Raw genomic sequence first — 24,500 nt, 5'->3', positions numbered from 1 at the left:
CCTGCACGCGCGCGCTGCCAAGGCGGCGGCGCGGCCCGCGAGACGGCGCAGCGATGATCGTCTCCAACTACTTCGCGGCCTTCACGTCCTTTGCATAGAGATCCGGCTTGAAGCCCACCACGCGGCGGCCGCCGAGATCGAGAACCGGGCGTTTGATCATCGAAGGCTGCGCCAGCATGAGCGCGATCGCCTTGCTCTCGGTGAGTCCGTCCTTGTCCGCGTCGGGCAATTTCTTGAACGTCGTGCCGGCGCGATTGAGCAGCACCTCCCAGCCGAGCTCGTCGCTCCATGCCTTGAGTTTAGCCTTGTCGATTCCGGCGGTCTTGTAGTCGTGGAATTGGTAAGCGACGCCGTGATCGTCGAGCCAGGCGCGCGCCTTCTTCATCGTGTCGCAGTTCTTGATTCCGTAGATCGTGATGCTCATGCCACGCGTCCTCAAACAATCGTGTCCGACCGCGGCGGATGTCCCACGTTGCGACAATCGGCCGTGCATTTTGCCGTGCGATTCACCCGCTTTTGATGCGGCGGACGCCACTCGTTCCGCGGTCGGAATTCACTCCGACCTTTGCCACGAAACTGTCGGCTGAGCATTACATTTTCTTCGCATCCCCGGCGTATCTGGCCCACGAACAGGAGACCGCGAATGGGCAAGATCATGGTACGTTGTCCGCAGACCGGCCGTAGCATCGAGACAGGGATGGAAATGGACGCCGCGCGCTTTCAGCGCATGCCCGTGTTCTTCTCGCGTGCCTACTGCCCGCACTGCCGCATCTACCATGAATGGTTCGCCGCCCATGCCTGGGTCGAGGAGTCGCGCGAGCGTATCGCGCTGGCTTGACCGCACTCAAGTTGACGGATGCTGGCCGCCACGCATCTCCACCCGACATCAAGACAGCAGAGCAGCGATATCCTCCTCCGTCAGCGCCTTGCCGATATTGCCCTCGCGATCGAACAGTGAATCAGCCAGCGCCTGCTTGCGCAGCTTGAGCTCACCGATCTTCTCCTCGATCGTCCCGGCCGTCACCAGGCGATAGACGAAGACCTTCTTGTCCTGGCCGATGCGATGCGCCCGGTCGATCGCCTGCGCCTCGACGGCAGGATTCCACCAGGGATCGTAGATGATGACGGTATCGGCTGCCGTCAGGTTGAGGCCGACTCCGCCGGCCTTCAGGCTGATCAGGAACACCGGGCTGTCTCCCCTCTGAAACGCCTCGATCGGCCGCTTGCGATCGCGGGTGTCGCCCGTGAGCAGCTCGTAGGCGATGTCAGCCGCCTCGAAACGCTCCTCGATCAGGGAGAGCATCGAGGTGAACTGCGAGAAGATGATGATCTTGCGCCCCTCGCTGAGCAGTTCCTCGACCATCTCAATCAGCCGGTCCAACTTGGCCGAGGGGCGCTCGACCTTGTCGTCGAGCTTCACCAGCCGCGGGTCGCAGCAGACCTGGCGCAGCCGCAGCAGCGCTTCGAGCACGACGATGTGGCTGCGCGCGAGACCACGTTCGTCAAGGGCTTTGCGCACCTTCTTCGCCATCGCCGCGCGGATCGAATCATAGAGATCGCGCTGCTTGCCGTCGATCGCGACGGTCTCCACGATGTCGACCTTGGCCGGCAGCTCGGACGCAACCTCCTCCTTGGTCCGCCGCAGCAGGAACGGCTTGACGCGGCGGGTCAGCGCCGCCGCCCGCATCGCATTGCCTTCTTTCTCGATGGGCGTGCGCCAGTTGCGCGTGAACGCGGTCTTGTCGCCGAGATAGCCGGGGTTGACGAAGCTCATGATCGACCAGAGCTCGCCGAGATGGTTCTCCATCGGAGTGCCCGTCAGGCAGAAGCGGTGGCTGGCCTTGATCGCATTGAGCCAGCGCGTCGTGGCGGCATTGGGATTCTTGATGGTCTGCGCCTCGTCGAGAATGGCCATGTGCCAGTCCCGTCCCAGGATGAGCTCATGGTCGCGCGCGATCAGCGGATAGGTGGTGAGCACGACGTCGTGCTCCGAAATCTGCGCGATCAGCTCCTTGCGAGCGGCGCCGTGGAACACCAGGACCTTCAGGTCAGGAACGAACTTGCTTGCCTCGTTGAACCAGTTCGTCATCAGGCTGGTCGGCGCGACGATGAGCACGGGCCTCGCCAGCGCGCCGCGCGCCTTCTCGAGCGCGAGCAGGGCCAGCACCTGGACGGTCTTGCCGAGGCCCATGTCATCGGCCAGCACGCCGCCGAGGTTGGCCTGCCGCAGGAGATCGAGCCAGGCGACGCCCTGCCGCTGATAGGGGCGCAACGTGGCGGTGAAGCCGGCCGGCAGCTTCAATTCATCCGGCCGATGCTGCCGCACCAGATCCGCGAGCCGGCGCAGATCATCGGGGCCCTTGAATGCGCCCGGATCGTGCGCCAGCAGCGGCACGAGCTGCGCACGAGACAGCTTGAGCTTGCCCGACGCATCCAAGCCGCCGCCGCTCAGCCGCATCGTCTGCAGCGCCAGCAGAACCGGCAGGAAGCGGCCGGCCGCCAGCGCCAGGTGCCGTCCGTCGGGCAGCGGCACATACATGTGCTTGGCTTCGGCATCGGCTTCGGACAGCGCATCGAGAATGCCGGGCTGCGCGAGCAGCCGCGCCAGCAGCTCGGCCAAGTCATGCGGCCGGCCATCGATGTCGATCTTGAAGCCAAACTCGAACCAGTCGATTCCGGAGCCCTCGATCTCCATGTCGACGAGACCGGAGGACTCCGCCAGCCGGTACGGAAAGTCGTCATCGATGCGGATCTCGAACCCCTGCTCGCGCAACGCATCGAGCTCGAGATGCACGAATTGCAGCCAGCGGCCTTCGTCCTCGAAGGTCAGATCGTCCGCGTGACCGCCGAAGCTGTAGGTCTGGACCTTTCTGAGTGGAACCAGGCCGAGCTCGCTCAGCCGTTTGGACGACTTTCGTTCGTCCGCCTTGGCGCGGGTGACGAGATGCACCCGGCCGTCTTGGAACGCCTCCACCTCGTTGCCACCGCTGTCGGGCTCGATCTCGATCGGACCGTAACGGAAGCCCGCGCGGACCACGCCGAGTGGAAGCCCGCTGGTGTGGACGCCGCGAAAGCCATAGCCCGGATAGGGTCCGCGGCGCAGATGCAGGATGGGCGTCGGCTTGGCCTCGATCTCGACGACCTCGGTCGGCCGCGACGGCAGAAGGGCGCTATCCAGCGAGGGCAGCCGCTGGCTGAGATGTCGGGAGACCTCGCCGATCAGCGCCTTCGGCAGCGTTGGCGCACTCAGCAATTGGTACGCCGTTCGCGGCTCGATCCCCGGATCGACCTCCCCGACGATGCCGCGTGTCTCCTCGGCATAGACAGGCGGCTCGGCATGCAGAGCAAGCACGCCGTCGACCACGAGCCTTGCGCCGATGCCTTTCAGGCCGACCGGCTGCCATTCGATGCGGCCATCGCGCTTGTCGCCCCAGCGCAGCAGCGGCCCGGCATGATCGCGCCAATACGCCCGCCCGGTCTCGACGATGCGCTTCAGCAGCGCGGCAGAGCCGATCCGGAAGGCCGACGCTCCGTCGAGAAAGACTTGATGTCCGAGCCGCGCTGTGATGTCGATATCGCTGTCGCGGTAGAATGCCGGCGCCCGCCCGGCGCCTCCCCGCACTTGATCGACTTTCGAGAACACGTCGGCGAAGCTGTCGTCCTTGCGCAGCCGGACCGACCACAGCCGGACGACCGGATAGGCAGCGCCTCCGGACTCGGAATGGGGCTGCACGCCATAGATCAACCTCTGCCTCACCTCGGGAGGATAGGTGTCGCCACGGCTGACCGTGCCGATCTTGTCCAGCCAGGCGGCGATCTCCGGCGGCAGCACCAGCGGGCTCGCCTTCCTCGCCGTCTTTGCCGGTGTCCTCAGGTCCACGTCGTCCTCGAGGGACGGCTCGATCGCTTCCAGCAGCACCGCCGCGACGTGCTTGCAGTTGTGCTGCATCGGGCAGGTACATCTCCCGGAGACATCCAAACGACCGTGCTTATCCCGGGCCAGCTCGATCTCGACCTCGTACGGCCAGGATTGCGATCCCTGCACCGAGGCCGCCAGCTCCCGGCCGTCCTCGCTGATCTCGAGATCGAGAACGCCTCCGCGAAGCTGCAGGTGCTCCGCCTTCTGAAAGGCAGCATGGCTGAAGAAGGAGCGGATGGCCTGGGGCTTTTTGAAAGGAAGCGGCATTGCATGGAGACCTGACGCACGCGATCGCGCGTCCCACGGATCGATGTACCATGATCCGGGCGGCAGCATCGCGCCGCCCCTTCTAGCCTGGGGATATCTCCGGCGAGGCGCTCAGTGGCTCACTCGTCCTTCGGGTCGCTCTGCAGCGGCTTGTTGGAATCGCCTAGCATCAGGCAGGGGTACAATTCCGTGAACTTGAAATCTGCCTCGCCGGCGGCGCGATCGAAGCGCAGCACGACGTCGAACCGCTTGCCCGACCAATGGGGCGGCAATTGCCCGGCGTTGCTCACCGGCAGACGCGGCAGGATATCGGAGATGATTGCCTTGTGCTCCCACGCCACCAGCGCGGTGCCGGACAGCGCCAGCAAGGCTTCGACCAGCCCAGCCTCCTCTCCCTTCGCGAACGACGTATCCGGCTTGGCGAGACCGACGCGCGCAGCCAATTCGAGTACCGTCTCATAGGGCCGGCGGCTCGGGTCGGAGCCGTCCTTGCTGCTGTCGGGATCGGCGGCGTAGATCGCCTGCGGCGTCGGATAGGACGCGCCGCCCAAGCCGCTGCCGAACAGCGCCGTCCAGGCCCCTGCCCGCTCCCAGCCGAAGATGACCAGCGACTTCGAATCCGGCTTGCCCTCGTGGGTCAGGCCCGGACCTGTCGCGTCGCCGTCAGGCTTCTCGGCATGACGGATGATCAGCAGCGTCAGCGCGTTCATCGGCAACCTCTCAGGTGGCATCATACGGCCGCCAAACGGAATTGCCACTTGAGATTGCAATCGTGGGACCGCATCATGAGATCTTTCCAACCAGGATTCATTTCAGATGAGCATTGGACCGGCTCTGGGATGTCTGGACGCGCAAGCAGCAGCGGCTCAAGCTTCCCTACCTGCCGCAGGGCGCCGACCTGAAGACGTTCTCCGACGAGCCCTTCCTGTTCTATGCCGACGGCAAGGGCGGCTATGTCGGCCCCAGCAAGGCCGGCGACTACATCTCGACCGATCGCTTCGACTACGACTATGCGCCGGGCTTCGGCGAGGACATCGTCAATCCGCCCGCGGTCGCCTCGGCGCCGCAGGCCAAGCCGCAGCAGGGCTCGGTCAAGGCCAATGTGGGCACGGTGAGGATCCCCGGCGATGCGCTCGAAGCGCATCTGGCGGCAGCGCGGCCGCAGCCGCTGATGGCGCAGATCACGCTGCCCCGCCCGAGCGGCTATTCGACCGTGCGCGAATTCGACGTCCTGGTCAACGCACCCGCCAACGTCACCAAGGTCACGGCTGACAGCCCGTATTATGCAGGCACCATCGCCTTCTTCGGGTCGATGATGCCGGGCATGGCCATGACCATGGATGCGACCTTCGCGGTGCCGCTGCCGACCAAGCGGGAGGCCTTCTCCGCCCTGCGGGCCGCGCCCAACCAGCCCCTGAGCATCCGCGTCGTGCCCTCGGGCGGCGTCGGCACTGCGCCGACGCTGAAAGCGCTCTCGGTCGGACCGCTGCGCCCATGAACGGGAGGCGCGCCGCGCTGCGGGCCTGCGCCGTGCTGTTATGTGCCGTGCTGCGGCCGGCCTCGTCCTTGGCGGCGGAGCCGTTCAGAGCCATCGATCTGGTCCTGCCGCGGCCATTGGATGCGAGCGACGCTCCAGTCGTCGAGATCAGCCTGGGCGCACTGGGGCGAGGCCAGGAGGTGACGGTGACGACGGCGTCTGGGATGCCGCTCGGGACCATCTCGCCATTCGGCCTTCGCACTGGTGCGGAGGCCGGGACCTACGCGCTTCCGGTGCCGAAGGAGGCGATCAAGGGCGGGCGGCTGTCGATCCGTCTCAGCATCAGCCAACCCGGCGGCAGCCGCGCGCCGACGCCGCAGGAGGTTCGCGGCGTCACGCTCAAGCTCGCTCCACGGCCATGATCCGTCGTCTGCGCCGCAAGCGCGCCGGGCTCAGACCGTCCCGCTCCGCGCACGTTCTGCGCGCTGTTCGAACGGGCTCGCCATGCTGGGCTGTCCGATCCAGACGCGGTTGAGCAGCCGCGTGAACGGCGGACACGTCGTCCCCTCGATGCGCGCCATCGCCTCCTGATAAGGGCCGACGGTGCGCAATCTCTCCGGCAGCACCGCATAGGCGCGCGGCAACCAGACTCGAGCTCGCGCGGCGCTGCGGCGTTCGCGCTCGCCATAAGGCAGCCCGAACGCAAGCCGCAGCCGCTCCGGCAACATCTCGGCCGTCAGCGCCGTGAACCAACGCGGCGGTGCGATCCAGGTCGCCTCGCCCGAGAAGATGCGCTGCGCGATGTCGCGCGCGGCCGTGCTGACCGTCAGCGTCTCCGATTCCATCATGTCGGCCGCATAGGCCTTGAAAGCCCCCCAGTCCGGCGGCAGCACCTCATGCGGAATCCCGAACAGACCGGCGAAGCGCATCGCCTCACGCCAATATTGCTCGCGCTCGTCATCGCCAAGCGGCGGACACAACAGGCCGTAGGACATCATCGCAGTCTCGACCAGGGTGGCATGGACCCAGCGCAGCGCGTCGACGTCGTTGGCGCGATAGTGCGAGCCGGCCACGAACGGTCCGACCGTCTCAGGCATGACGCCGTCGACCGCGGCGTGACGCCGATACAACCGCCGCGCCACGGCAACCGCCTGCGCGCGCGTGCCGAACACCATGGTGTAGACGATGCCGAAGGTGCGGTGGAAACGGCCGAGCGGATCGGCGAACACCTTCGACTGCTCGGCAACGCCCGCCGCCACCCAGGGATGGGCGAGCTGCAACAGCAGCGCGCGGCCTGCGCCGAGAAACAGCGCGGCCTCGCGATGCACGCGCCACATCGCGCTGTCGGACGGCAGCACGGCGTCGCCCGGCGTGGCCGGCGCGGACAGCAGCTCGGCCATGCAACGTTCGAAATCGGCCTCGCTGACGATCACGGCCGCTGCGGGATCTCCAGCCCGCGCTGTACCGCCGGCCGCGCCAGCCCGCGCTCGAGCCAGGCCGGAACATGCGCGAGCTCATCGAAGGCTGTGAGCTCGCGCGCGCCGTAGAAGCCGATCAGGTTGCGCACCCAGCCGAGCGTCGCGATGTCGGCGATGGTGTAGTCGGCGTCCATGATCCACTGCCGGCCATCAAGCCTGTCGTCGAGTACGCCGAGCAGCCGCCTGCTCTCCGCGACATAGCGCTGCAACGGCCGCTTGTCCTCGTACTCGCGGCCGGCGAATTTGTGGAAGAAGCCGAGCTGCCCGAACATCGGACCGATGCCGCCCATCTGGAAATGCACCCACTGGATCGTCTGCCAGCGCCGCGCCGGATCGTTCGGCAGGAATTGTCCGGTCTTCTCGGCAAGGTACTGCAGGATTGCGCCGGATTCGAACAGGCCGAGCGGCTGGCCGCCGGGACCGTCGGGATCGATGATCGCGGGAATCTTGCCGTTCGGACTGAGCGAGAGGAATTCCGGGGTCTTCTGGTCGTCCTTGCCGAAATCGATCGTGTGCGGCTCGTAGGCCAGGCCGGTCTCCTCCAGCATGATCGAGACCTTCACGCCGTTCGGGGTCGGCAGTGAATAGAGCTGGATGCGGTCGGGATGCTGCGCCGGCCAGCGCGTGGTGATCGGAAAGCTGGAGAGATCGGACATCGTGGCTCTTGCTCGCTTTGTCGCTGAGGCCTCAATCTAAGCCCGTGAGCCGCCGCTGCAAGGTTCGATGCGGAACCGCATGCGGCCGACGGTCTTATGTTGCTGCATCGTGCAGAAAGCCAGCATGCCGAGCCCGACCTACCAGTTGATCATGCAGGCGATGATCACACGCCAGCAGGTGCTGTGCATGTATGGCGGCTTCGCCCGCGCGATCTGCCCGATCATCCTCGGCCACACCGCCGGCCGCGAGCGCGTGCTCGCGTTCCAGTTCGCGGGCGGCGCGAGCAGCGGCCTGCCGCCGGGCGGCCAATGGAAGTGCTTCGATGTCGCTGACATCAGCGAGGTCGAGCTGCGCCAGGGGCGCTGGCATTCGGGGCGCAGCCACCGCCAGCCGCAATACTGCGTCACCGACGTCGAGCTCGACGTCAATCCGAACAGCCCCTACGACCCGAAACGACCGATCGCGACGCCGCAGAGAGGTAAGCTTCGGCGGAAGCGCTGACGCTACTGCGGCTCGCGCAGACGCACGCGCAGCAGCGCCGGAAGCTTCGACGTGGCGTCATGCTGCGCGAGCTTCGCCGCGACCCGGCGCATCAGCGACGACGCGCCCTGCTTGGCAAACACCTTCATGCCGCGATAGCTGAAATCGACCACCACCTCATGATGGCGCATGCCCTTGCCGCCCTTGACCAGGCCAAGGTCGCGCACCAGGCAATAATGCCCGTCGCTCATGCGTGCAAATCGGGTGTTCTCGAACATGCAGCGAAGCAATGCACCGAGTCGCAAATCCGTCAAGATTGACAGGAACGACTCATGAACTCAGCACATCGGCAACGCGTCGCCGCGGCGAGAAGGGCAGCGCCGGCCCGTAGCCGAAGCGCAGCACGAGATCCGGCCGCCGTGTCGTTCCGACCACGCGCGCCAGCTCTGGCCGCAACGCGGCCACTTCGACCGGCTGGTTGATGAAGGCAAGCTTCAGGCCCAGCCGCGTCGCTTCGAGCGCGAAGCGCTGGCACGCCTGCCCGGCCCTGATCCAATGCGAGGCATCGGCCTGCTCGGCGGTGAATACGGCGACACCGGCCGATGAGCGAATCTGCCGCGCGTATTTGTCGTTCTCCGATGCTGCATTGAAGAGCCGATCGAAGGCGAGGCCACCGAGCGCGGTCGGCAATGACGGGTTGCCGCTGGCAGCCGCGAACAGCCCGTCGCCGGTCTCGATCGCGCTGCGCGGATTGAACCGCAGCCAGCTCTTCAGTTCGCGCATGAACGCCGCATCGCGCATCTGCGCATCATTGCCGGCGACGACGAGATCGCGGATGGCGGCGATCGCGGCGGGAGCCGTGATGATCGCGAGATCGACGCCTGGCATGGTTGACGCGGCCTGCAGCGCGGCGAGATCGCCTGGCGGCACCGGTCGTCCGTCATACTCCGCGCGCGTCGACTGTCTGCGGACGATTGCCGCAAGCCGCGCGTCGTCATGCGCCGTGCCGTTCGTGAAGCTGTACCGCACCGTCCGGCCGTCGCTGCTGAGCTCGCCCGGACGGCCGCTCGCATCCGCGGCGATCGCGAGATTGGCGGCCGCGCAGCCCAGGCTGACGAACAGATGATGGTCGTCCGGATCGACCATCGGCGTGCGGCGTGACGGATCGGGCATGATCTCGATCGCATCCTGCGCTACGCGAAAGCGCCAGGGCTGCGTGTTGTGGCTGTTGGCTGCAAGCGTCGCGTAGCGGATCACCGAAGTGATATCGGGCGACAGCGGCGCGCGCAGTCGGGCGCTATACGTCTCATAGTCGTGCATCGTCCCCGTGATCGCGCGCCAGGATGCCGCGCCGAGCGAGGCGGCAGCAATCGCGCTCCCCGTTCCTAACAATACCGTCCGTCGGTTCATAGCAACCACGCCTGCATTTTCCGCTGCAATCGAGCTAAAGATGACAATACGCCGGCATCGCATCGGCGCGTTGTTGCAGATCAAGGCCGCCGCAGCCGGCAAAAAAGTTCGAAGACACGCTGTTGACAGCCCCAACAAAGCGGCGTATGTCCCGCGGCCTCGCGAGCGACTGCGCCCGCGACAAACATGAGCGAGACGATGTCCTTCGGCTACGAACACTTCATCCGCACGTCCAACGGCGTCATGCCGGTGGATGGCGCACGCCATGCTCGGGGGAGCGGTCTTGCCTGAGGCAAGATCAACAGTCCGCATCACACGGACCCTCCCGAGCCAGCCGCTCCGGAGGGTTTTTTGTTGCCCTCACGCGAGCGGCCTGCACGGCGAAACCAACGGAAGTCCCGGCTGTCAGCCGGAACGGGAGACCCGGATCCCGGGGCTCGCGCAGGTGATGCGCGTGCCCGAGCGCGCGGGGCCTGTCGGAGGGAACGAAGGCGCGCGCGCCGGACACCGATGACAGAGCGGGCTCCATGGAGCTCGCAACACGCGGCGCAGGGCAGCGCCGCCAACAAGCTATTTGAATTCCCGGTCGTTCGCGGCCGGGAGATGCTGGTGGTGAAGGTGTCGGCTCCTTCGTACCATTGGTGATGCGGGTTCGAATCCCGCCTATGGCGTCACGTACCGTGGAGGCGGCCATGCGAGGGCCGTCGAGTCGCGGGTTTCGGTTGTTCTTCTTTCGGATGACCTGCGTTGGCGTCATTGATCGCCGAGACCGCCTGTTCCCCAGCATGCCATCAACGCCACTCGGCGACCGCCGGGCGGCCAAGGCGGTGGTGAAGATGTCTGTTACTTCGTTGAAACCGAGCGCCCCATTGGGGCAGCAACAGCATCGCCTATTCCCCGCCGAACGTATCCACGAGCCGTGGTGAAGACGACTGTTACTTCGCCTTGCACGCCAGAGGTCGCGGGTTCGACTCCCGCCCGGCGCCATGCCGGTAGCTCAGAGGTCAGAGCGCTGTCCGGTCCATCAGCGACCGGGTCTCAGCCGTCGCCTGTTCCCGGCTCGTGATCCATCTCAACTGATCGTCTTCGAACAGGCGGTCAGATCGTTGCGGCGCAGACGTCTGCTGCGCCACCTTCTTCCACGCGCCGTGGTGAAGAGTGCTGATACTTCGATTGCGGATCGAGAGGTCGTGGGTTCGAGTCCCATCCGGCGTTCCATGCGCCGGTAGCTCAGTGGCAGAGCACTATCCGCTCCACGCCGGTGGAGCGGAGCTCAGCATTCGCCCGTTCCTGGCGCGTGGTCATCTGTGACGCGTGGTCTCCGCACGAGATCACGCGTGACGTTCCTTCCACCCGTCATCAACCAAGATCAACCCAGAGAGGAGGCCATCATGGTCAGGCTCAACAAGTTCCTGCGCGCCTTCACCCATGAGGGTGCGCCGTCCCGGCAGCTCGCGCCCGAGCAGGCACTGCAGCGTACGCTGCTGAGCTGCCTGCTGTGGGAGGACCAGTTCTACGAGGACGGTGTGTCGGTCGCCGAGCGCATCAAGGCGCTGGTGCCGCAGGTCGCGCCGCGCGAGGCGGCGCAGCTCGCGGTCCGCGCGCGCGAGGAGATGAAGCTGCGGCACGCGCCGCTGCTCGTCGCCCGCGAGATGGCGCGGCTGCCGGAGCACCGTGCGCTGGTCGCCGAGACGCTGGCGCGCATCATCCAGCGGCCGGACGAGATGACCGAGCTGCTCGCGATCTACTGGGCGGACTCGCTGGGTCCGCAGCAGCAGCGCAGGCGGCAGCCGGTGTCGGCGCAGGTCAAGAAGGGGCTGGCGAAGGCGTTCACGAAGTTCGACGCCTATCAGCTCGCGAAGTATGACCGCGAAGGACCGGTGCGGCTCCGCGACGTCCTGTTCCTGGTGCACGCCAAGCCCAGGGATGCCGCCCAGGAGGCGGTGTGGAAGCAGCTCGCCGCAAGCGAGCTGCCCTCGCCCGACACCTGGGAGGTCGCGCTGTCGAAGGGCGCGGACAAGCGCGCAAGCTTCGAGCGGCTGCTCGCCGAGAAGCGGCTCGGAGCGCTGGCGCTGTTGCGCAACCTGCGCCTGATGCGAGAGGTCGGGGTGCCGCGGGCAACCATCGCGGCCGCGATCGAGACGATGCGGACGGACAGGATCCTGCCGTATCGGTTCATCACGGCGGCGCGGCATGCGCCGGACTTCGAGCCCGAGCTCGAGCAGGCGATGCTGGGCGCGATCAAGGGCTACGCGCGGCTGCCAGGTCGCACGCGGCTCCTGATCGACGTCTCGGGATCGATGTTCGCGAAGCTGTCCGCGCAGTCAGAGATGACGCGCGCGGAGGCTGCGTGCGGGCTCGCGATCCTCGCCCGCGAGGTCTGCGACGAGGTGGAGATCTTCACGTTCAGCGACAAGATCGTGAAGGTGCCGCCGCGCCGTGGCTTTGCGCTGCGCGATGCGATCCTCGGGTCGCAGCCGCATTCCGGGACCTATCTCGGCCGTGCGGTCGGCGAGATCGACCGCAAGGGAGACCGCCTGATCGTCTTCACCGACGAGCAGAGCCACGATGCGGTGCCGTCGCCCAAGGCGCGCGGGACCATGGTCAACGTGGCGTCGTACCAGCACGGGGTCGGTTACGGACCCTGGACGCGGGTCGACGGCTTCTCCGAGGCCGTGATCGCCTGGATCGCGGCGCAGGAGGAGACGCTGCGAGGCGCCACCCTGCACTGACGACAACGGACCCGGACACGTCACAGACGCGCCCGGGTCTCCTTCCCATGCTGCGCGGTTACGGCCGGCTCGATTGATCTCCTTGCGGAGCGCGCTTCAGGAGCGGCGCCACCGTTTCGATCTCGTCCGTCATCACGCCCCCAGCGAAGTTCTTGGGCAACCGGGCGATGTCGTCCGGCGAATCCAGTCCGGTGGAGAATGTCTCGCCATGATAGGCACCAACCACGAAGGCGCTGCTTCCTCCTTGTGCCATGCGCTCGAGGAAACGGTCTGGCCAGCCCCAGAGCCACGGCGCGACATTGACCGGGACCAGCACCATCATGTTCCGGCATGCGGACGGCACCAGCCCCGTCCAGCCATATCCGATATATCGCAGCAGGCAGCTCTTCAGCATGCCGCGCGACATCACCTTCAGCTCCGGCTGCGCCGCCCTGAGCGCCGCGATCGGCGCATCGCCACCATACACCATCAGCCGCCCGCGTTGCGCAGCGTCGATCGGCGCAAGTGCCGCGGCAAGCAGCCGGCCTTCCGCCGGATCATTGCTCTTGACGTTGATCAGGAACGACTTGTCCGGAAAGGTCGCGAGCACGTCGTCCAGCGACGGCATCAGGCCGACGCCCTTGCCGCGGAATGGAAACGTGCGCCCACCATCGGCAGTGTAGCCATAGCCGATGTCGAGCTGCCGCAACGCCGTCATCGCATGCGCGCGCGTAACTCCCTTGCCATCGGTGCGGCAATCGAGCGTCCAGTCATGAAACACCGCAAACTGGCCGTCGGTGGTCGGATGCACATCGAATTCCACGATATCGGCGCCGGCCAGAAAGCTGGCGCGCATGGAGGCGATGGTGTTCTCGAGATACTCATGCGTCGGCGGCAGCATGCGCGCCGCAGTGCAGGTGTCAGAAGCCAGGCCGGTGCGATCGAATTGCTGCGACAAACCGCGATGAGCCAGGAGATGCAGCCGCCCAGCCTCCTTTGTCACCTGCAGATTGGCGTTGTTGAAGAACATGAAGCCGGCGCAGATCAGCACCAGCAGCCCGGCGATTTTCAGGACCCTGCTCATGCGATGTCAATTCCATGACGATTCGAGCCGAATTGCGTCCCTGCCCTCGTTCCCCGAAAGAGTTGTCCTGCGGAGATGGCGCACCTGTTGTCCAGCGCTCCCAGAGCCGATGCGAAAGCGAATGCGAGAACGGCCACCGCCAAACTTTGGCTTCGAAGCACTGGATCGTTGTTTCCTCATCCGGTATCTGACCTCATGTTTCTGTCCATCGCCACCACCCACCAGCCCGCCACCGATCTCGGCTACCTGCTCAACAAGCATCCCGACAGGCGGCATGAGCTCGCGCTCACCTATGGCAAGGCGCTGATCTTCTATCCCGAGGCCAGCGAGAGCCGCTGTGAGGCGGCGCTGGTGCTCGACGTCGACCCGATCGGCCTCGTCCGCGGCAAAGGCCAGAGCGACGGGCTGCTCGACCAATATGTCAACGACAGGCCCTATGCCGCGTCGTCGTTCCTGTCGGTCGCGCTGAACAAGGCGTTCCGGACCGCGATGAACGGCGTCAGCAGCGCGCGCCAGGAGCTCGCCGACAGCGCCATTTCACTCGAAGCGGTTGTGACACCCCTGCCCCTGCGCGGCGGCGAAGCCGTGCTGCGGCATTTGTTCGAGCCGCTCGGCTGGCAGGTCGATCTCACCACGATCCCGGGGCCGCAGGGCGACGCGTCGAGCCGCTACGTCCGGCTCACGCTGCGCGGCACCGCGCGGCTCAGCGCGCTCCTCAATCATCTCTACGTGCTGATCCCCGTGATGGACGACGCCAAGCACTATTGGGTCGGCGACGAGGAGATCGACAAGCTGCTCAAGCGCGGCGAAGGCTGGCTCGACACGCATCCTGCGAGGGAGCTGATCGTGCGCCGCTATCTGCGCCACCGCGGCGTACTCGCACGCGCGGCTTTGGAACGCCTTGCGCCCGAGACGCAGGACGACGCGCTGGAGCCGGAGGCGCGCAGCGAGTCCGAGGACACGCTGGAACGGCCGATCCGGCTCAACGACCTGCGGATGGAAGCGGTCGTCGACGCGCTGCGCACGAGCGGCGCCAAGGCCATTGCCGACCTCGGCTGCGGCGAAGGCAAGCTGCTGCAGCTCCTCGTGCGCGAGCGCTGGGTGACCCGGCTGATCGGGCTCGATCCTGCCGCGCATGAGTTGGAGCGCGCGTCCAGGCGACTGAAGCTGGGATGGCCAGGCGGCCCGCCCGAGGGCCGCGTCACGCTTCTCCACGGCTCGCTGACCTATCGCGACGACCGCTGGGCCGGCGTCGATGCTGCTGCATTGGTCGAGGTGATCGAGCATCTCGATCCCGACCGGCTGCCGCTGGTCGAGCGCGTCGTGTTCGGCGCAGCGCGTCCGCGCGCCGTGATCGTGACCACGCCGAACGCCGACTACAATGCGCTGTTTTCGAGCCTGCCCGCAGGCCAGTTCCGCCACCGCGACCATCGCTTCGAATGGAGCCGTGTCGAGTTCGCCGCCTGGGCCGAGCGCATCTGCGCAGCCTTCACCTATCAGGTCGCCTTCTCCGGTATCGGCCACCATGACGACACCTTCGGCGCGCCGACCCAGATGGCCGTCTTCACCCGCTGAGCAATTCCATGAACATCGACATCCCCGACTTCTCGCTGGTCGTGCTGATCGGCTCGACCGGCTCCGGCAAGTCGACCTTCGCCGCCAGGCATTTCCTGCCGACCGAGGTGATCTCCTCGGATCACTGCCGCGCGCTGGTCGCCGACGACGAGACCGATCAGAGCGTCTCCGCCGATGCCTTCGACATCGTGCGCGAGATCGCAGGCCGGCGCCTCAAGCATCGCCGGCTCGCGGTGATCGACGCCACCAATGTGCGCCCCGCGGACCGCAAGGGCTGGATCGAGCTGGCGCGCAAATGGCATGCGCTGCCGGTCGCGATCGTGTTCGATCCCGGCATCGACATCTGCATCGACAGAAACCGGACACGGCCGGAGCGCACTTTCGGCGGGCCAGTCGTGCAGCGCATGGTGTCGGAGATCCGCCGCGGCCTCGGCGGCCTGCAGCGCGAGGGCTTTCGCCAGGTGTGGAAGCTCGACAGCGTCGAGCGGATCGAGGCCGCCACCCTCACGCGGCAGCCGCTGTGGACCGACAAGCGCCACGACGGCGGGCCGTTCGACATCATCGGCGACGTCCATGGCTGCGCCGATGAGTTGCAGGCGCTGCTGGCGAAGCTCGGCTATCAGGTCACATGGACCGAGGCCGGGGGCGATCGCGCGGTCACCGTGACGCCGCCGGCCGGCCGCAAGGCCGTCTTCGTCGGCGATCTCGTCGATCGCGGCCCGCGCTCGCCGGATGTGCTGCGCATCGTCATGAGCATGACGGCCGCGGGCAGCGCCTATGTCGTGCAGGGCAATCACGACCGCAAATTCCAGCGCTGGCTCGCCGGCCGCAAGATCACGATCGCGCACGGCCTGCAGGCCACGATCGATCAGCTTGCGAAGGAAGACCGCAGCTTCCGCGACGCGCTGCCATCGTTCCTCGACGGCCTGCGCAGCCATGTCTGGCTCGACGGCGGCCGGCTCGCGGTCGCGCATGCCGGGCTGAAGGAGGAGATGATCGGCCGCGGCTCCGGCGCGGTGCGCGAGTTCGCGCTCTATGGCGAGACCACCGGCGAGATCGACGAATTCGGCCTGCCCGTGCGCGCCGACTGGGCCGCGAACTATCGCGGGACGACCAGCGTGGTCCATGGCCACACGCCGGTGCTCAACGCGGAATGGGTCAACAACACGCTCTGCCTCGACACCGGCTGCGTGTTCGGCGGACGCTTGACCGCGCTGCGCTGGCCTGAGCGCGAGATCGTCGATGTCGAGGCCGAGCGCGTCTGGTGCGAGCCGGTGCGTCCGCTCGCCGCCCGTGCCGGCAGCGCTTCGGCCCAGGCCGAGGCCGACCAGTTGCTCGATATCGCCGACGTCAGCGGCCGGCGCTGGATCGATACCACCTTGTTGAACCGCGTGGTCGTGGCCGAGGAGAACGCCGCGGCCGCGCTGGAGGTGATGAGCCGGTTCGCGCTGGCACCGCAATGGCTGGCCTATCTGCCGCCGACCATGTCGCCGTCCGAGACCAGCGCGCGCGAGGGCTGGCTGGAGCGGCCCGAGGAAGCGTTCGCGCATTTCCGCGACCGTGGCGTCGGCGAGGTCGTGTGCGAGGAGAAGCACATGGGCTCGCGCGCGGTGATCGCGCTGTGCAGGAGCGCCGAGGTGGCCAGAGCGCGCTTCGGTGTTGGCGGCGACGAGCGCGGCGCGATCTGGACCCGCACCGGACGCGCCTTCTTCAACGACGCCGCGATGGCCGAGGCGCTGCTGGCGCGGCTGCGGCTGGCCTTCGACGAATCCGGCTTGTGGCAGGAGCTGCAGTCCGACTGGGCTCTGCTCGATGCCGAGATCATGCCGTGGTCAGCCAAGGCCGGCAGCCTGATCGAGAGCCAGTATGCCCCGGTCGCGGCGTCCTCGGTCGCCGGCCTCTCGGCGGCGGCGGATGCGCTGGATCGCGCCGCCGCGCGTGGCCTCGATGTCGCAGCGCTCGGCGATCACGTCCGCGACCGGGTGCAACGTGCCATACGCTATGGCCGGGCCTGGGCGCCCTACATCTGGCCGGTCTCGGGCGTCGATGATCTCAAGGTCGCGCCGTTTCACCTGCTGGCCAGCGAAGGCCGGGTCTGGTTCGACCAGGACCATGTCTGGCACATGGGCCTCGCCGACCGGCTGGCGGCCGTGTCGACATCCGTCGTCACCCGCACGCAATGGCGGACAGTGGCGCTGGCGGACGACCAGGCCGTCGCCGACGCCATCGCCTGGTGGGAGCAACTCACCGAAGGCGGCGGCGAAGGCATGGTGGTGAAACCGCGCAGCTTCGTCGCACGCGGCCCGAAGGGCCTGATCCAGCCGGCGCTGAAGGTGCGCGGATCAGAATATCTGCGCATCATCTACGGCCCGGAATATGATGCGCCGGAGCACATCGTCCGGCTGCGCCAGCGCAGGCTCGACGGCAAGCGCAAGCTGGCCTTGCGCGAGTTCGCCCTCGGCCACGAGGCGCTCACGCGCTTCGTCGCCCGCGAGCCGCTGCGGCGCGTGCATGAATGCGTGTTCGCGGTGCTGGCGCTGGAGAGCGAGCCGATCGACCCGCGGCTTTGAGCGCCATCACTGCAATCACACGCCGCGCGGTGGTCACCGGAGAGCGGTGCGGTCCTTCATCAAGGCGAAGCTCAGCGCTGCCCGTCGGGCGACTCACAGGCCCGGACTTGCGGCGACCAGCCGCAGCCGCGACGTCGGAGCAGCCTCGTGCGGACTCACGCAAAGACCTTTTCCGCCAACGCTCTCAATGCGTTCGCCGGCGCCAGTCATGAGCCGGCAAGATTCCTCTTTCGCTTTTTCGGAATTCATGAAACAGTGGGCCTGTCCCGCCTCGCCATGAGGGGCGCTTCGCGATCGTCACGAACGTGGAGGCGGGATGCGATGGGCGCAGCTCTGCCGCAGCATGGTGTTGCCGTGCGGACGAACGGCAGGACGCGCCGGCGAAATCGTGTGGTCCTGGCCTCCCGATGCTGAGGTCAAGCCGGCTGAGATGATCAGCAGGCGACGGGGGCAACAAAGCCCGGTCCCCGAGGAGAGCACGTATAAGCCGGAAAACCGTTGCGCAGGGAAGGCCGGGATCGTCCGGCTGAGCCTGTGGTTCCTGCCCCGTGCACTTCTTCACGCACGGGGGCCGCGGGTATCAGCGGATACCCGGCCTTCCCTGCGCCCTCTGTTCAAAGAGGGACACCGTACGATCATCACCCGGGCGCGCAACGCGCCGCGGGATCGCGATGACATGCTGTTTGACATTCATATCAGAACGCCACGCGCATGACCCCTGCGCGAGAGCGTCACTTGCCGTCGTCGAGATGGACCAGCACCGCCGCGTTGGCGATGATGATGGCGTCGCTGCCGGCCTCGGCCGGAATCTCCAGCCCACCTTTGACGGCGGTCACGGTCACCGTGCCATAGGGCAGCTCCTTGGCGACCGCGGCGGTGTCGACAGCCTCCGGATTGGGAACGCCGATGGTGACGTCGACGAGCATGTCCTGCGGCGTCTTGCCTACCATGCGGAAGAAGCCGAGGCTGGAATGGCGGATCGCGTCCGACACCGCGCGCCTGGCGGCCTTGGTGGCGTCGCGGCCATGGACGTCGACGCCCATGCCCATCTCGGTGATGCAGCGGATCCGCGTCATGTCAGGTTCCTCTCGGGTTGCGTTGTCGCTTGGCGCGCGACCTTAGCCGACGCCGCCGCCGACGCAACCCGCACGAAATCGACGGCGACACGCGGCAAAATGGTCATCGGATGCGGACACATATCGTGCATGATGTCACTCTGCGCGATGCTGAGAAAGGTCCTCGATATGACGTCCTCTTCCGCTCTCCCGTCCCGACGATCCCCTGTGATCGACCGGGCCGCCGAGACTGATCGCGGCAGCCGCTGAGGAGAGCACCGATGGGTTTTTCACACACGCTGGGCGGCACGCGCTATCGGTTCGACGACCTCAGAACCTTGCTTGCGAAGGCAACGCCGTTGCGCTCGGGCGACGTCCTGGCAGGCCTCGCCGCGCAGGATGCCGCCGAACGCGTCGCGGCACGGATGGCGCTCGCCGAGCTGCCGCTGCGCCATTTCCTCAACGAAGCCGTCATCCCCTACGAGAGCGACGAGGTCACGCGGCTGATCGTCGACCAGCATGACGGCAAGGCGTTCTCCCCTATCGCAAGCCTCACGGTCGGCGCTTTCCGCGAATGGCTGCTGTCGGATGCGGCCGACGCAGATGCGCTCAGCGGCGTATCGCCGGGGCTGACGCCGGAGATGGTTGCTGCGGTCTGCAAGATCATGCGGCTGCAGGACCTGGTGACGGTCGCGGCGAAATGCGAGGTCGTGACGCGCTTCCGCTGCACCATCGGCCTGCCGGGCCGGATGTCGACGCGGCTGCAGCCCAACCACCCGCTCGACGATCTCAAGGGCGTCGCGGCCTCGATCCTCGACGGGCTAATGTACGGGGTCGGCGATGCAACGATCGGCATCAACCCGGCAAGCGACGACGTCGACACGATGGTACGGCTGCTCGACTTGATCGAGACCTTGCGGCTTGCCTCGCATGCACCGATCCAGTCCTGCGTGCTGGCCCATGTTACGACCGCGCTGAAGGCGATCGAGCGCCGCGCGCCGGTCGATCTCGTGTTCCAGTCGCTGGCCGGCAGCGAGGAGGCCAATCGCGGCTTCGGCATCACGCTGTCGCTGCTCGACGAGGCGCTCGCCGCGGCCGAAGGCCTGCAGCGCTGTCCCGTCGGTGGCAACGTGATGTATTTCGAGACCGGACAGGGCAGCGAGCTCTCCTCCGGCGGCCATTGCGGCGTCGACCAGCAGACCTTGGAAGCTCGCTGCTACGCGGTCGCGCGGCGCTATCGGCCGCTGCTCGTGAACACCGTGGTCGGCTTCATCGGTCCGGAATATCTCTACGACGGGAAGCAGATCATGCGCGCGGGCCTGGAGGATCATTTCTGCGGCAAGCTGCTGGGGCTGCCGATGGGCTGCGACGTCTGCTACACCAACCACGCAGAAGCCGACCAGGACGACATGGATGCGCTGCTGACCCTGCTGGGCGTCGCCGGCTGCACCTACATCATGGGTGTGCCGGGCGCCGACGACATCATGCTGAACTATCAGAGCACCTCGTTCCATGACGCGCTCTATGTGCGCAAGGTGCTCGGCAAGCGCGCGGCGCCGGAGTTCGAGGCCTGGCTCGCGGCCACCGGCCTCAGCGATTCCAGAGGCGAGCTGCGCTTCGAGCCGGCGCGGCTGATGCCGGCGCTGCCGCTGCTGGAGGCCAAGTGATGGGCGGCACCGACAAGAGCGACTCGCCGGCAACGTCGTCATCGGACGATTGGCGCTGGCTGTCACGCTACACCGAGGCACGGATTGCGTTGGGACGCTGCGGTCCTGGCCTGCCGACGTCGGCACATCTCGCCTTCCAGGCTGCCCATGCCGAAGCGCGCGATGCCGTGCTGAAGCCATTCGATGCCGAGCGCTTTGCGGCCGAGGTCACCGCGCATGGCTGGCCGGCGCTTGCCGTGCACAGCCGCGCCGCCGATCGCGCGACCTATCTGCAGCGCCCCGACGCAGGCCGCCTGCTCTCGCCCACGTCGGAAGCGCTGCTGTCGGAGCCGCGCGCGCCGGCCGACATCGTGCTGGTGGTCGCCGATGGCCTGAGCAGCCGCGCGGTGCAGGTCAACGCCCTCCCCGTGCTCGATGCGCTGATGCCGCGCCTGGCTGCAACCGGCCGACGGCTGTCGCCGGTGATCGTCGCTTCGCAGGGCCGCGTCGCGCTCGCCGATCATGTTGGCGAGCTATTCGGTGCGTCAGCCTCGATCATCCTGATCGGCGAGCGCCCGGGTCTGAGCGCCGCCGACTCGCTCGGCCTCTATCTGACCTGGATGCCACGCCGCGGCCGCGTCGATTCCGAGCGCAACTGCATCTCCAATGTCCGCCAAAGCGGGCTCGCACCGGCGGATGCGGCGAGACAAGCCGCCGAGCTGCTCGAACGCATGTTCCGTCACCAGGCTGCCGGCGTCAGCCTCGCCCGGCTGCCGCAGTTGCCGGCGCCGGATGGAGATGGCGCGTCATGATGCCGGCGCAGTCCGAAGCATCACACCGCGCAATAGCGGTCCTGGATATCCTTGTCGGCCAGCAGCGCCGCAGCACTGCTCTCATGCACGACCTCGCCCTGGTCGATGATGACGGCGCGGTCGGCGAGCCGCAGCGCCCATTCGACATTTTGCTCGACCAGGAGCAGCGTCTTGCCCTGATCGCGCAGCCGCCGGAACAGCACGCCCATCTCTTCGACGAGCACCGGCATGATGCCTTCCGACGGCTCGTCGAGCAGAACCATCCGCGGCCGCGCGATCAAGGCCCGCGCGATCGCCAGCATCTGCTGCTCGCCGCCCGACAGCGTGACGCCCTCCTGATCCAGCCGCTCGTTCAATCGTGGAAAGGTCTCCGCAACCTCGGCGAACGCCGCGCGCTCCTCGATGTCGGCGCTGGCGGCGACGAGCCCGAGCCGCAGGTTCTCGCGCACCGAAAGCCCCGGCACGATGCGGCGCTCCTCCGGCACATAAGCCAGGCCGAGATGGAAGCGGCAATGCGCTGGCAACGGCAGCAGATCCTGCCCCGCGAAGCGCACGCGGCCCGCGGCCTTCGGCATCAGCCCCATGACGGTGCGCAATGTCGTGGTCTTGCCGGCGCCGTTGCGGCCGACCAGCGCGACCACCTCGCCCTCGTTCACGCGCAGCGAGATGCCGTGCAGGACGTGGCTGGCGCCATACCAGGCCTGAACGCCGTCGAGCTCGAGCAACGCGGTCTCAGCCATAGCCTTCACTCTGTCCCAGATAGACCCGGCGCACGTCGGGGTTGGATCGGATGTCCTCAGGCTTGCCATCGGCAAGCAGCCGGCCGTGATGCAGCACCAGCACTCGCTGGCTCAGGCCCAGCACCATCTTCATCTTGTGCTCGACCAGCAGCACCGTGCGCTTCTCCGCCAGCCGCTCCAGCAGCGCCACCATCTCCTTGGTCTCTTCCGGACCCATGCCCGCCGTCGGCTCGTCCAGCAGCAGCAGCTCCGGCTCGGACACCAGCGCAATCGCGATTTCCAGCGCGCGCTGCTGGCCGTGGGCCAGATACTTCGCAAGCTCGCCGCGCCTGCCGATCAGGCCGACGGCAGAGAGCGCCGCATCAGCGCGTTCGCCGAGCTCGGCAAGATCCGCGCGCTTGCGCCAGATGTCGTAGCTCACCCGCATCGCCTGGGCGGCGACCCGGACATTCTCGTGGACCGACAGGTCGGGAAAGATGTTGGTGATCTGGTACGACCGCGAGATGCCCTGATGTACGAAGCGATGCTGTGGCAGACCGTTCAGCTCGCGGCCCTTGAAGCGCAAGGTGCCGCTGCTCGGCGACAGCGAGCCCGAGAGAATGTTGAAGAAGGTGCTCTTGCCGGCCCCGTTCGGGCCGATGATCGACGTCAGCTCGCCGGCCGCGAACGCGACGGAGATGCCTTCGAGCGCGACGAAGCCGCCGAAGCGACGGCCGATCCCGTCCGCGCGCAACAGCTCGGTGCTCATCGCCGCTCCCTCGCGATCGGCAGCGCGTCCAGGAACGTGCCCCAGATGCCCTTGGGCAGGAACAGCACGAACACGACAAAGATGGCGCCGACCACGATCTGCCAGTGCGGCGTCCACAATGACACGACGTCCTCCAGGATCAGGAAGACCGCAGCCCCGACGAACGGCCCGAAAAAGCTGCGGGCGCCACCGAGCAGCACCATCATCACGATCATGCCGGAGGTCTGGTAGTGCAGGATGTCGAGCGGCACGATCGACAGATGCAGCGCAGACATGCAGCCGCCGACGGCGGAGATCGCGCCCGACAGCATGAACACGATCAGCTTGCAGCGCTCGACGTCGTAGCCGCAGGCCCGCGCGCGCTGCTCGTTCTCCCTGATCGCCTCGATGACCGCGCCAAATGGCGAGTTGAGGATGCGCGACTGCACCCAGATCGCGATCGCCGCGAGCACCATCAGCACGTAATACTTGTTCACGGGATCGAGGAAGTTGATCTGTGCACCGAACAGACCGATGTGGTCGACCGTGAAGCCGCGCAGTCCGTTCTCGCCGCCCGTGAAGGAGGAGGCCTGCAATGCCACGTAGTAGACAAGTTGCGCCAGCGCGAGCGTGACCATGGAGAAATAGATGCCGCGGGTTCGCGTCGAGATGGTTCCGATCAATGCGGCAAGCGCCGTGCTCGCCGCGATCGCCACCGGCACCGCGGCAAACCACGGCAGGCCCCAGCGACCGATGGCGATGCCGGTCAGATACGCGCCGGTGCCGAAGAATGCGGCGTGACCGAACGACAGCAGACCGGTGTAGCCGAACAGGAGATTGTAGCCCATCACCACGACACCGTAGATCAGGACGTTCACGGCGAGCGCCTTCGACGGCAGCAGCCAGGGCAGCAGCGCCAGCGCGACCAGCGAGACCAGCACGCGATGATCCGCGAGGAAAGCGAAGAGGCGCTGCGCCTGATGGAGCGGCGGTGCTTCGTCGGTCGACTGCACCGTCATCACGCTCTCCCCCTGAGGCCGAACAGGCCCTGCGGCCGGATCAGCAGGACCGCGGCCATGAGCGCGAACATCACGATCGTCGCCATCTCGGGCGCGAACAGCGCGACCATGCTGATGCAGATCCCCACCATCAGTCCCGCGACCACGGCACCGACGATCGAGCCGAGGCCGCCGATCACGGTGACGACGAAGGCTTCCGCCAGCACCAGCGTTCCCATCTCGGGATTGACGCTGCGCATGGGTCCCGCCAGCACCCCGCCGAGCGCGGCGAGGCCGACGCCGAGGCCGAAGATCGCGAGCCACACCTTGCCGATGTCGACCCCGAGCACACGCATGATCAGGGGATCACGGGCACCGGCACGAACAATCAGGCCGACGCGGGTCTTCTCCAGCATCAACCAGAGCACCAGCAGCACGACGGCCACGAGCGCGATCACGAACAGACGATATTTGGGAAAGAAGCCGACGCCGAGATCGACGACGCCGATCAATTGGGACGGCGTTGGAAACGGAATGCCGTCGCTGCCGAACACGATGCGCACGCCCTCGACCAGGATGTAGCTGAGGCCGAAGGTGAGCAGCAATGGATCATCGATCGAGCGGCCATACAGACGTCGGACCAGGACGAATTCGATCAGCATGCCGAACGCGCCGACCAGAATTGGCGCGAGTAGCAAGCCCCACCAGAAGCTACCGGTCAGCGATGCCAGATACAGACCGGCATAGGCCCCGATCATGAACAGCGCCCCATGGGCGAAATTGACCACGCCGAGCATGCCGAACACGATGGTGAGGCCGAGCGCAGTGATCACCAGCACCGCCCCAAGGGCGATGCCGGAAAACAGCTGCATGATGATCAGCGAGAGGTCCATG

The 24,500-nt window shown here is 66.7% G+C and carries 22 protein-coding genes and 1 tRNA gene; 10 read left to right on the top strand and 13 right to left on the bottom strand.

Going from position 1 to position 24,500, the window contains the following annotated elements:
* Window positions 1-67: 67 nt before the first annotated feature.
* Window positions 68-424, bottom strand: coding sequence for an ArsC family reductase (locus QX126_RS08305; RefSeq protein ID WP_315777446.1), 357 nt, complete (start codon window positions 422-424; stop codon window positions 68-70).
* Window positions 425-643: 219 nt separating this feature from the next.
* Here QX126_RS08305 and QX126_RS08300 point away from each other — a divergent pair, with 219 nt between their 5' ends.
* Window positions 644-838, top strand: a complete 195-nt coding sequence (locus QX126_RS08300; protein ID WP_315780396.1) for a hypothetical protein — start codon at window positions 644-646, stop codon at window positions 836-838.
* A gap of 48 nt (window positions 839-886) precedes the next feature.
* On the opposite strand, the gene QX126_RS08295 is transcribed toward QX126_RS08300, so the two are convergent.
* The gene (locus QX126_RS08295; RefSeq protein WP_315739333.1) at window positions 887-4,186 is read right to left on the bottom strand and encodes a DEAD/DEAH box helicase; all 3,300 of its coding nucleotides are present in this window, start codon (window positions 4,184-4,186) and stop codon (window positions 887-889) included.
* A gap of 119 nt (window positions 4,187-4,305) precedes the next feature.
* Window positions 4,306-4,896 carry a histidine phosphatase family protein gene (locus QX126_RS08290; RefSeq protein ID WP_315777445.1) on the bottom strand — a complete coding sequence of 197 codons (591 nt, stop codon included), beginning with the start codon at window positions 4,894-4,896 and terminating at the stop codon, window positions 4,306-4,308.
* A gap of 113 nt (window positions 4,897-5,009) precedes the next feature.
* Here QX126_RS08290 and QX126_RS08285 point away from each other — a divergent pair, with 113 nt between their 5' ends.
* Window positions 5,010-5,684: a hypothetical protein gene (locus QX126_RS08285; RefSeq protein WP_315777444.1), complete on the top strand. Its 675-nt coding sequence runs from the start codon at window positions 5,010-5,012 to the stop codon at window positions 5,682-5,684.
* On the top strand, window positions 5,681-6,085 hold the full coding sequence (locus QX126_RS08280) for a hypothetical protein (protein WP_315739330.1): 405 nt from the start codon (window positions 5,681-5,683) through the stop codon (window positions 6,083-6,085). Before QX126_RS08285 ends, QX126_RS08280 begins: the two co-directional genes overlap by 4 nt.
* A gap of 30 nt (window positions 6,086-6,115) precedes the next feature.
* Here the strand turns inward: QX126_RS08280 and QX126_RS08275 are convergent, their stop codons facing one another.
* Together QX126_RS08275 and QX126_RS08270 are read right to left on the bottom strand one after the other, a co-directional pair.
* Window positions 6,116-7,096 (bottom strand): oxygenase MpaB family protein, encoded by a 981-nt coding sequence (locus tag QX126_RS08275; RefSeq protein WP_315780395.1) that lies wholly within the window; start codon window positions 7,094-7,096, stop codon window positions 6,116-6,118.
* Window positions 7,093-7,797 carry a glutathione S-transferase N-terminal domain-containing protein gene (locus tag QX126_RS08270; RefSeq protein WP_315771011.1) on the bottom strand — a complete coding sequence of 235 codons (705 nt, stop codon included), beginning with the start codon at window positions 7,795-7,797 and terminating at the stop codon, window positions 7,093-7,095. The genes QX126_RS08275 and QX126_RS08270 overlap by 4 nt, the downstream gene beginning before the upstream one ends.
* 124 nt (window positions 7,798-7,921) lie before the next feature.
* Between QX126_RS08270 and QX126_RS08265 the strand changes: the two genes are divergently transcribed.
* A complete protein-coding gene (locus QX126_RS08265; RefSeq protein WP_315771009.1) occupies window positions 7,922-8,299 on the top strand; it encodes a hypothetical protein in 378 nt (125 codons plus the stop codon).
* A gap of 2 nt (window positions 8,300-8,301) precedes the next feature.
* On the opposite strand, the gene QX126_RS08260 is transcribed toward QX126_RS08265, so the two are convergent.
* Together QX126_RS08260 and QX126_RS08255 are read right to left on the bottom strand one after the other, a co-directional pair.
* Complete coding sequence (locus QX126_RS08260) at window positions 8,302-8,529, bottom strand: hypothetical protein (RefSeq protein ID WP_315739326.1); 228 nt, start codon at window positions 8,527-8,529, stop codon at window positions 8,302-8,304.
* A gap of 79 nt (window positions 8,530-8,608) precedes the next feature.
* Window positions 8,609-9,688: an Acg family FMN-binding oxidoreductase gene (locus QX126_RS08255; protein WP_315780391.1), complete on the bottom strand. Its 1,080-nt coding sequence runs from the start codon at window positions 9,686-9,688 to the stop codon at window positions 8,609-8,611.
* A gap of 1,143 nt (window positions 9,689-10,831) precedes the next feature.
* Here QX126_RS08255 and QX126_RS08250 point away from each other — a divergent pair.
* Window positions 10,832-10,906: transfer RNA gene (locus QX126_RS08250), tRNA-OTHER, on the top strand.
* 173 nt (window positions 10,907-11,079) lie between these two features.
* On the top strand, window positions 11,080-12,420 hold the full coding sequence (locus tag QX126_RS08245; RefSeq protein ID WP_315780389.1) for a TROVE domain-containing protein: 1,341 nt from the start codon (window positions 11,080-11,082) through the stop codon (window positions 12,418-12,420).
* Between the two features lie 58 nt (window positions 12,421-12,478).
* On the opposite strand, the gene QX126_RS08240 is transcribed toward QX126_RS08245, so the two are convergent.
* Window positions 12,479-13,483 (bottom strand): glycerophosphodiester phosphodiesterase family protein, encoded by a 1,005-nt coding sequence (locus QX126_RS08240; protein WP_315780387.1) that lies wholly within the window; start codon window positions 13,481-13,483, stop codon window positions 12,479-12,481.
* Between the two features lie 195 nt (window positions 13,484-13,678).
* Here QX126_RS08240 and QX126_RS08235 point away from each other — a divergent pair, with 195 nt between their 5' ends.
* Both QX126_RS08235 and QX126_RS08230 read left to right on the top strand, forming a co-directional pair.
* Window positions 13,679-15,058 (top strand): 3' terminal RNA ribose 2'-O-methyltransferase Hen1, encoded by a 1,380-nt coding sequence (locus tag QX126_RS08235; RefSeq protein WP_315780385.1) that lies wholly within the window; start codon window positions 13,679-13,681, stop codon window positions 15,056-15,058.
* Window positions 15,059-15,066: 8 nt separating this feature from the next.
* Window positions 15,067-17,628, top strand: coding sequence for a polynucleotide kinase-phosphatase (locus QX126_RS08230; RefSeq protein WP_315780383.1), 2,562 nt, complete (start codon window positions 15,067-15,069; stop codon window positions 17,626-17,628).
* A 731-nt stretch (window positions 17,629-18,359) separates the two neighbouring features.
* On the opposite strand, the gene QX126_RS08225 is transcribed toward QX126_RS08230, so the two are convergent.
* Window positions 18,360-18,704: a Lin0512 family protein gene (locus QX126_RS08225; protein ID WP_315757820.1), complete on the bottom strand. Its 345-nt coding sequence runs from the start codon at window positions 18,702-18,704 to the stop codon at window positions 18,360-18,362.
* A gap of 260 nt (window positions 18,705-18,964) precedes the next feature.
* Here QX126_RS08225 and QX126_RS08220 point away from each other — a divergent pair, with 260 nt between their 5' ends.
* Together QX126_RS08220 and eutC are read left to right on the top strand one after the other, a co-directional pair.
* On the top strand, window positions 18,965-20,350 hold the full coding sequence (locus tag QX126_RS08220; RefSeq protein WP_315780382.1) for an ethanolamine ammonia-lyase subunit EutB: 1,386 nt from the start codon (window positions 18,965-18,967) through the stop codon (window positions 20,348-20,350).
* Window positions 20,350-21,141 carry an ethanolamine ammonia-lyase subunit EutC gene (eutC, locus tag QX126_RS08215; protein WP_315780380.1) on the top strand — a complete coding sequence of 264 codons (792 nt, stop codon included), beginning with the start codon at window positions 20,350-20,352 and terminating at the stop codon, window positions 21,139-21,141. The genes QX126_RS08220 and eutC overlap by 1 nt, the downstream gene beginning before the upstream one ends.
* Window positions 21,142-21,161: 20 nt before the next feature.
* Here the strand turns inward: eutC and QX126_RS08210 are convergent, their stop codons facing one another.
* The 4 genes from QX126_RS08210 to QX126_RS08195 are packed head-to-tail and all read right to left on the bottom strand — an operon-like array spanning window position 21,162 to window position 24,499.
* Window positions 21,162-21,881 (bottom strand): ABC transporter ATP-binding protein, encoded by a 720-nt coding sequence (locus QX126_RS08210; RefSeq protein WP_315780378.1) that lies wholly within the window; start codon window positions 21,879-21,881, stop codon window positions 21,162-21,164.
* Window positions 21,874-22,629 carry an ABC transporter ATP-binding protein gene (locus QX126_RS08205; protein WP_315777436.1) on the bottom strand — a complete coding sequence of 252 codons (756 nt, stop codon included), beginning with the start codon at window positions 22,627-22,629 and terminating at the stop codon, window positions 21,874-21,876. The genes QX126_RS08210 and QX126_RS08205 overlap by 8 nt, the downstream gene beginning before the upstream one ends.
* Window positions 22,626-23,627: a branched-chain amino acid ABC transporter permease gene (locus QX126_RS08200; protein ID WP_315780376.1), complete on the bottom strand. Its 1,002-nt coding sequence runs from the start codon at window positions 23,625-23,627 to the stop codon at window positions 22,626-22,628. Before QX126_RS08200 ends, QX126_RS08205 begins: the two co-directional genes overlap by 4 nt.
* The gene (locus QX126_RS08195; protein WP_315780374.1) at window positions 23,627-24,499 is read right to left on the bottom strand and encodes a branched-chain amino acid ABC transporter permease; all 873 of its coding nucleotides are present in this window, start codon (window positions 24,497-24,499) and stop codon (window positions 23,627-23,629) included. The genes QX126_RS08200 and QX126_RS08195 overlap by 1 nt, the downstream gene beginning before the upstream one ends.
* Window position 24,500 lies beyond the last annotated feature (1 nt).

Origin of the sequence: Bradyrhizobium sp. SZCCHNPS1003 (assembly GCF_032381555.1) — a bacterium.
Taxonomy (GTDB): domain Bacteria; phylum Pseudomonadota; class Alphaproteobacteria; order Rhizobiales; family Xanthobacteraceae; genus Bradyrhizobium.
This window is presented reverse-complemented; position numbering and strand designations above follow the sequence as displayed.

What these genes read in the sequence shown, in the direction of transcription:
- QX126_RS08305 (WP_315777446.1), bottom strand. Translation starts at nt 424, where the DNA reads ATGAGCATCACGATCTACGGAATCAAGAACTGCGACACGATGAAGAAG.
- QX126_RS08300 (WP_315780396.1), top strand. Translation starts at nt 644, where the DNA reads ATGGGCAAGATCATGGTACGTTGTCCGCAGACCGGCCGTAGCATCGAG.
- QX126_RS08295 (WP_315739333.1), bottom strand. Translation starts at nt 4,186, where the DNA reads ATGCCGCTTCCTTTCAAAAAGCCCCAGGCCATCCGCTCCTTCTTCAGC.
- QX126_RS08290 (WP_315777445.1), bottom strand. Translation starts at nt 4,896, where the DNA reads ATGAACGCGCTGACGCTGCTGATCATCCGTCATGCCGAGAAGCCTGAC.
- QX126_RS08280 (WP_315739330.1), top strand. Translation starts at nt 5,681, where the DNA reads ATGAACGGGAGGCGCGCCGCGCTGCGGGCCTGCGCCGTGCTGTTATGT.
- QX126_RS08270 (WP_315771011.1), bottom strand. Translation starts at nt 7,797, where the DNA reads ATGTCCGATCTCTCCAGCTTTCCGATCACCACGCGCTGGCCGGCGCAG.
- QX126_RS08265 (WP_315771009.1), top strand. Translation starts at nt 7,922, where the DNA reads ATGCCGAGCCCGACCTACCAGTTGATCATGCAGGCGATGATCACACGC.
- QX126_RS08260 (WP_315739326.1), bottom strand. Translation starts at nt 8,529, where the DNA reads ATGAGCGACGGGCATTATTGCCTGGTGCGCGACCTTGGCCTGGTCAAG.
- QX126_RS08255 (WP_315780391.1), bottom strand. Translation starts at nt 9,688, where the DNA reads ATGAACCGACGGACGGTATTGTTAGGAACGGGGAGCGCGATTGCTGCC.
- QX126_RS08245 (WP_315780389.1), top strand. Translation starts at nt 11,080, where the DNA reads ATGGTCAGGCTCAACAAGTTCCTGCGCGCCTTCACCCATGAGGGTGCG.
- QX126_RS08240 (WP_315780387.1), bottom strand. Translation starts at nt 13,483, where the DNA reads ATGAGCAGGGTCCTGAAAATCGCCGGGCTGCTGGTGCTGATCTGCGCC.
- QX126_RS08235 (WP_315780385.1), top strand. Translation starts at nt 13,679, where the DNA reads ATGTTTCTGTCCATCGCCACCACCCACCAGCCCGCCACCGATCTCGGC.
- QX126_RS08230 (WP_315780383.1), top strand. Translation starts at nt 15,067, where the DNA reads ATGAACATCGACATCCCCGACTTCTCGCTGGTCGTGCTGATCGGCTCG.
- QX126_RS08225 (WP_315757820.1), bottom strand. Translation starts at nt 18,704, where the DNA reads ATGACGCGGATCCGCTGCATCACCGAGATGGGCATGGGCGTCGACGTC.
- QX126_RS08220 (WP_315780382.1), top strand. Translation starts at nt 18,965, where the DNA reads ATGGGTTTTTCACACACGCTGGGCGGCACGCGCTATCGGTTCGACGAC.
- eutC (WP_315780380.1), top strand. Translation starts at nt 20,350, where the DNA reads ATGGGCGGCACCGACAAGAGCGACTCGCCGGCAACGTCGTCATCGGAC.
- QX126_RS08210 (WP_315780378.1), bottom strand. Translation starts at nt 21,881, where the DNA reads ATGGCTGAGACCGCGTTGCTCGAGCTCGACGGCGTTCAGGCCTGGTAT.
- QX126_RS08205 (WP_315777436.1), bottom strand. Translation starts at nt 22,629, where the DNA reads ATGAGCACCGAGCTGTTGCGCGCGGACGGGATCGGCCGTCGCTTCGGC.
- QX126_RS08200 (WP_315780376.1), bottom strand. Translation starts at nt 23,627, where the DNA reads ATGACGGTGCAGTCGACCGACGAAGCACCGCCGCTCCATCAGGCGCAG.
- QX126_RS08195 (WP_315780374.1), bottom strand. Translation starts at nt 24,499, where the DNA reads ATGGACCTCTCGCTGATCATCATGCAGCTGTTTTCCGGCATCGCCCTT.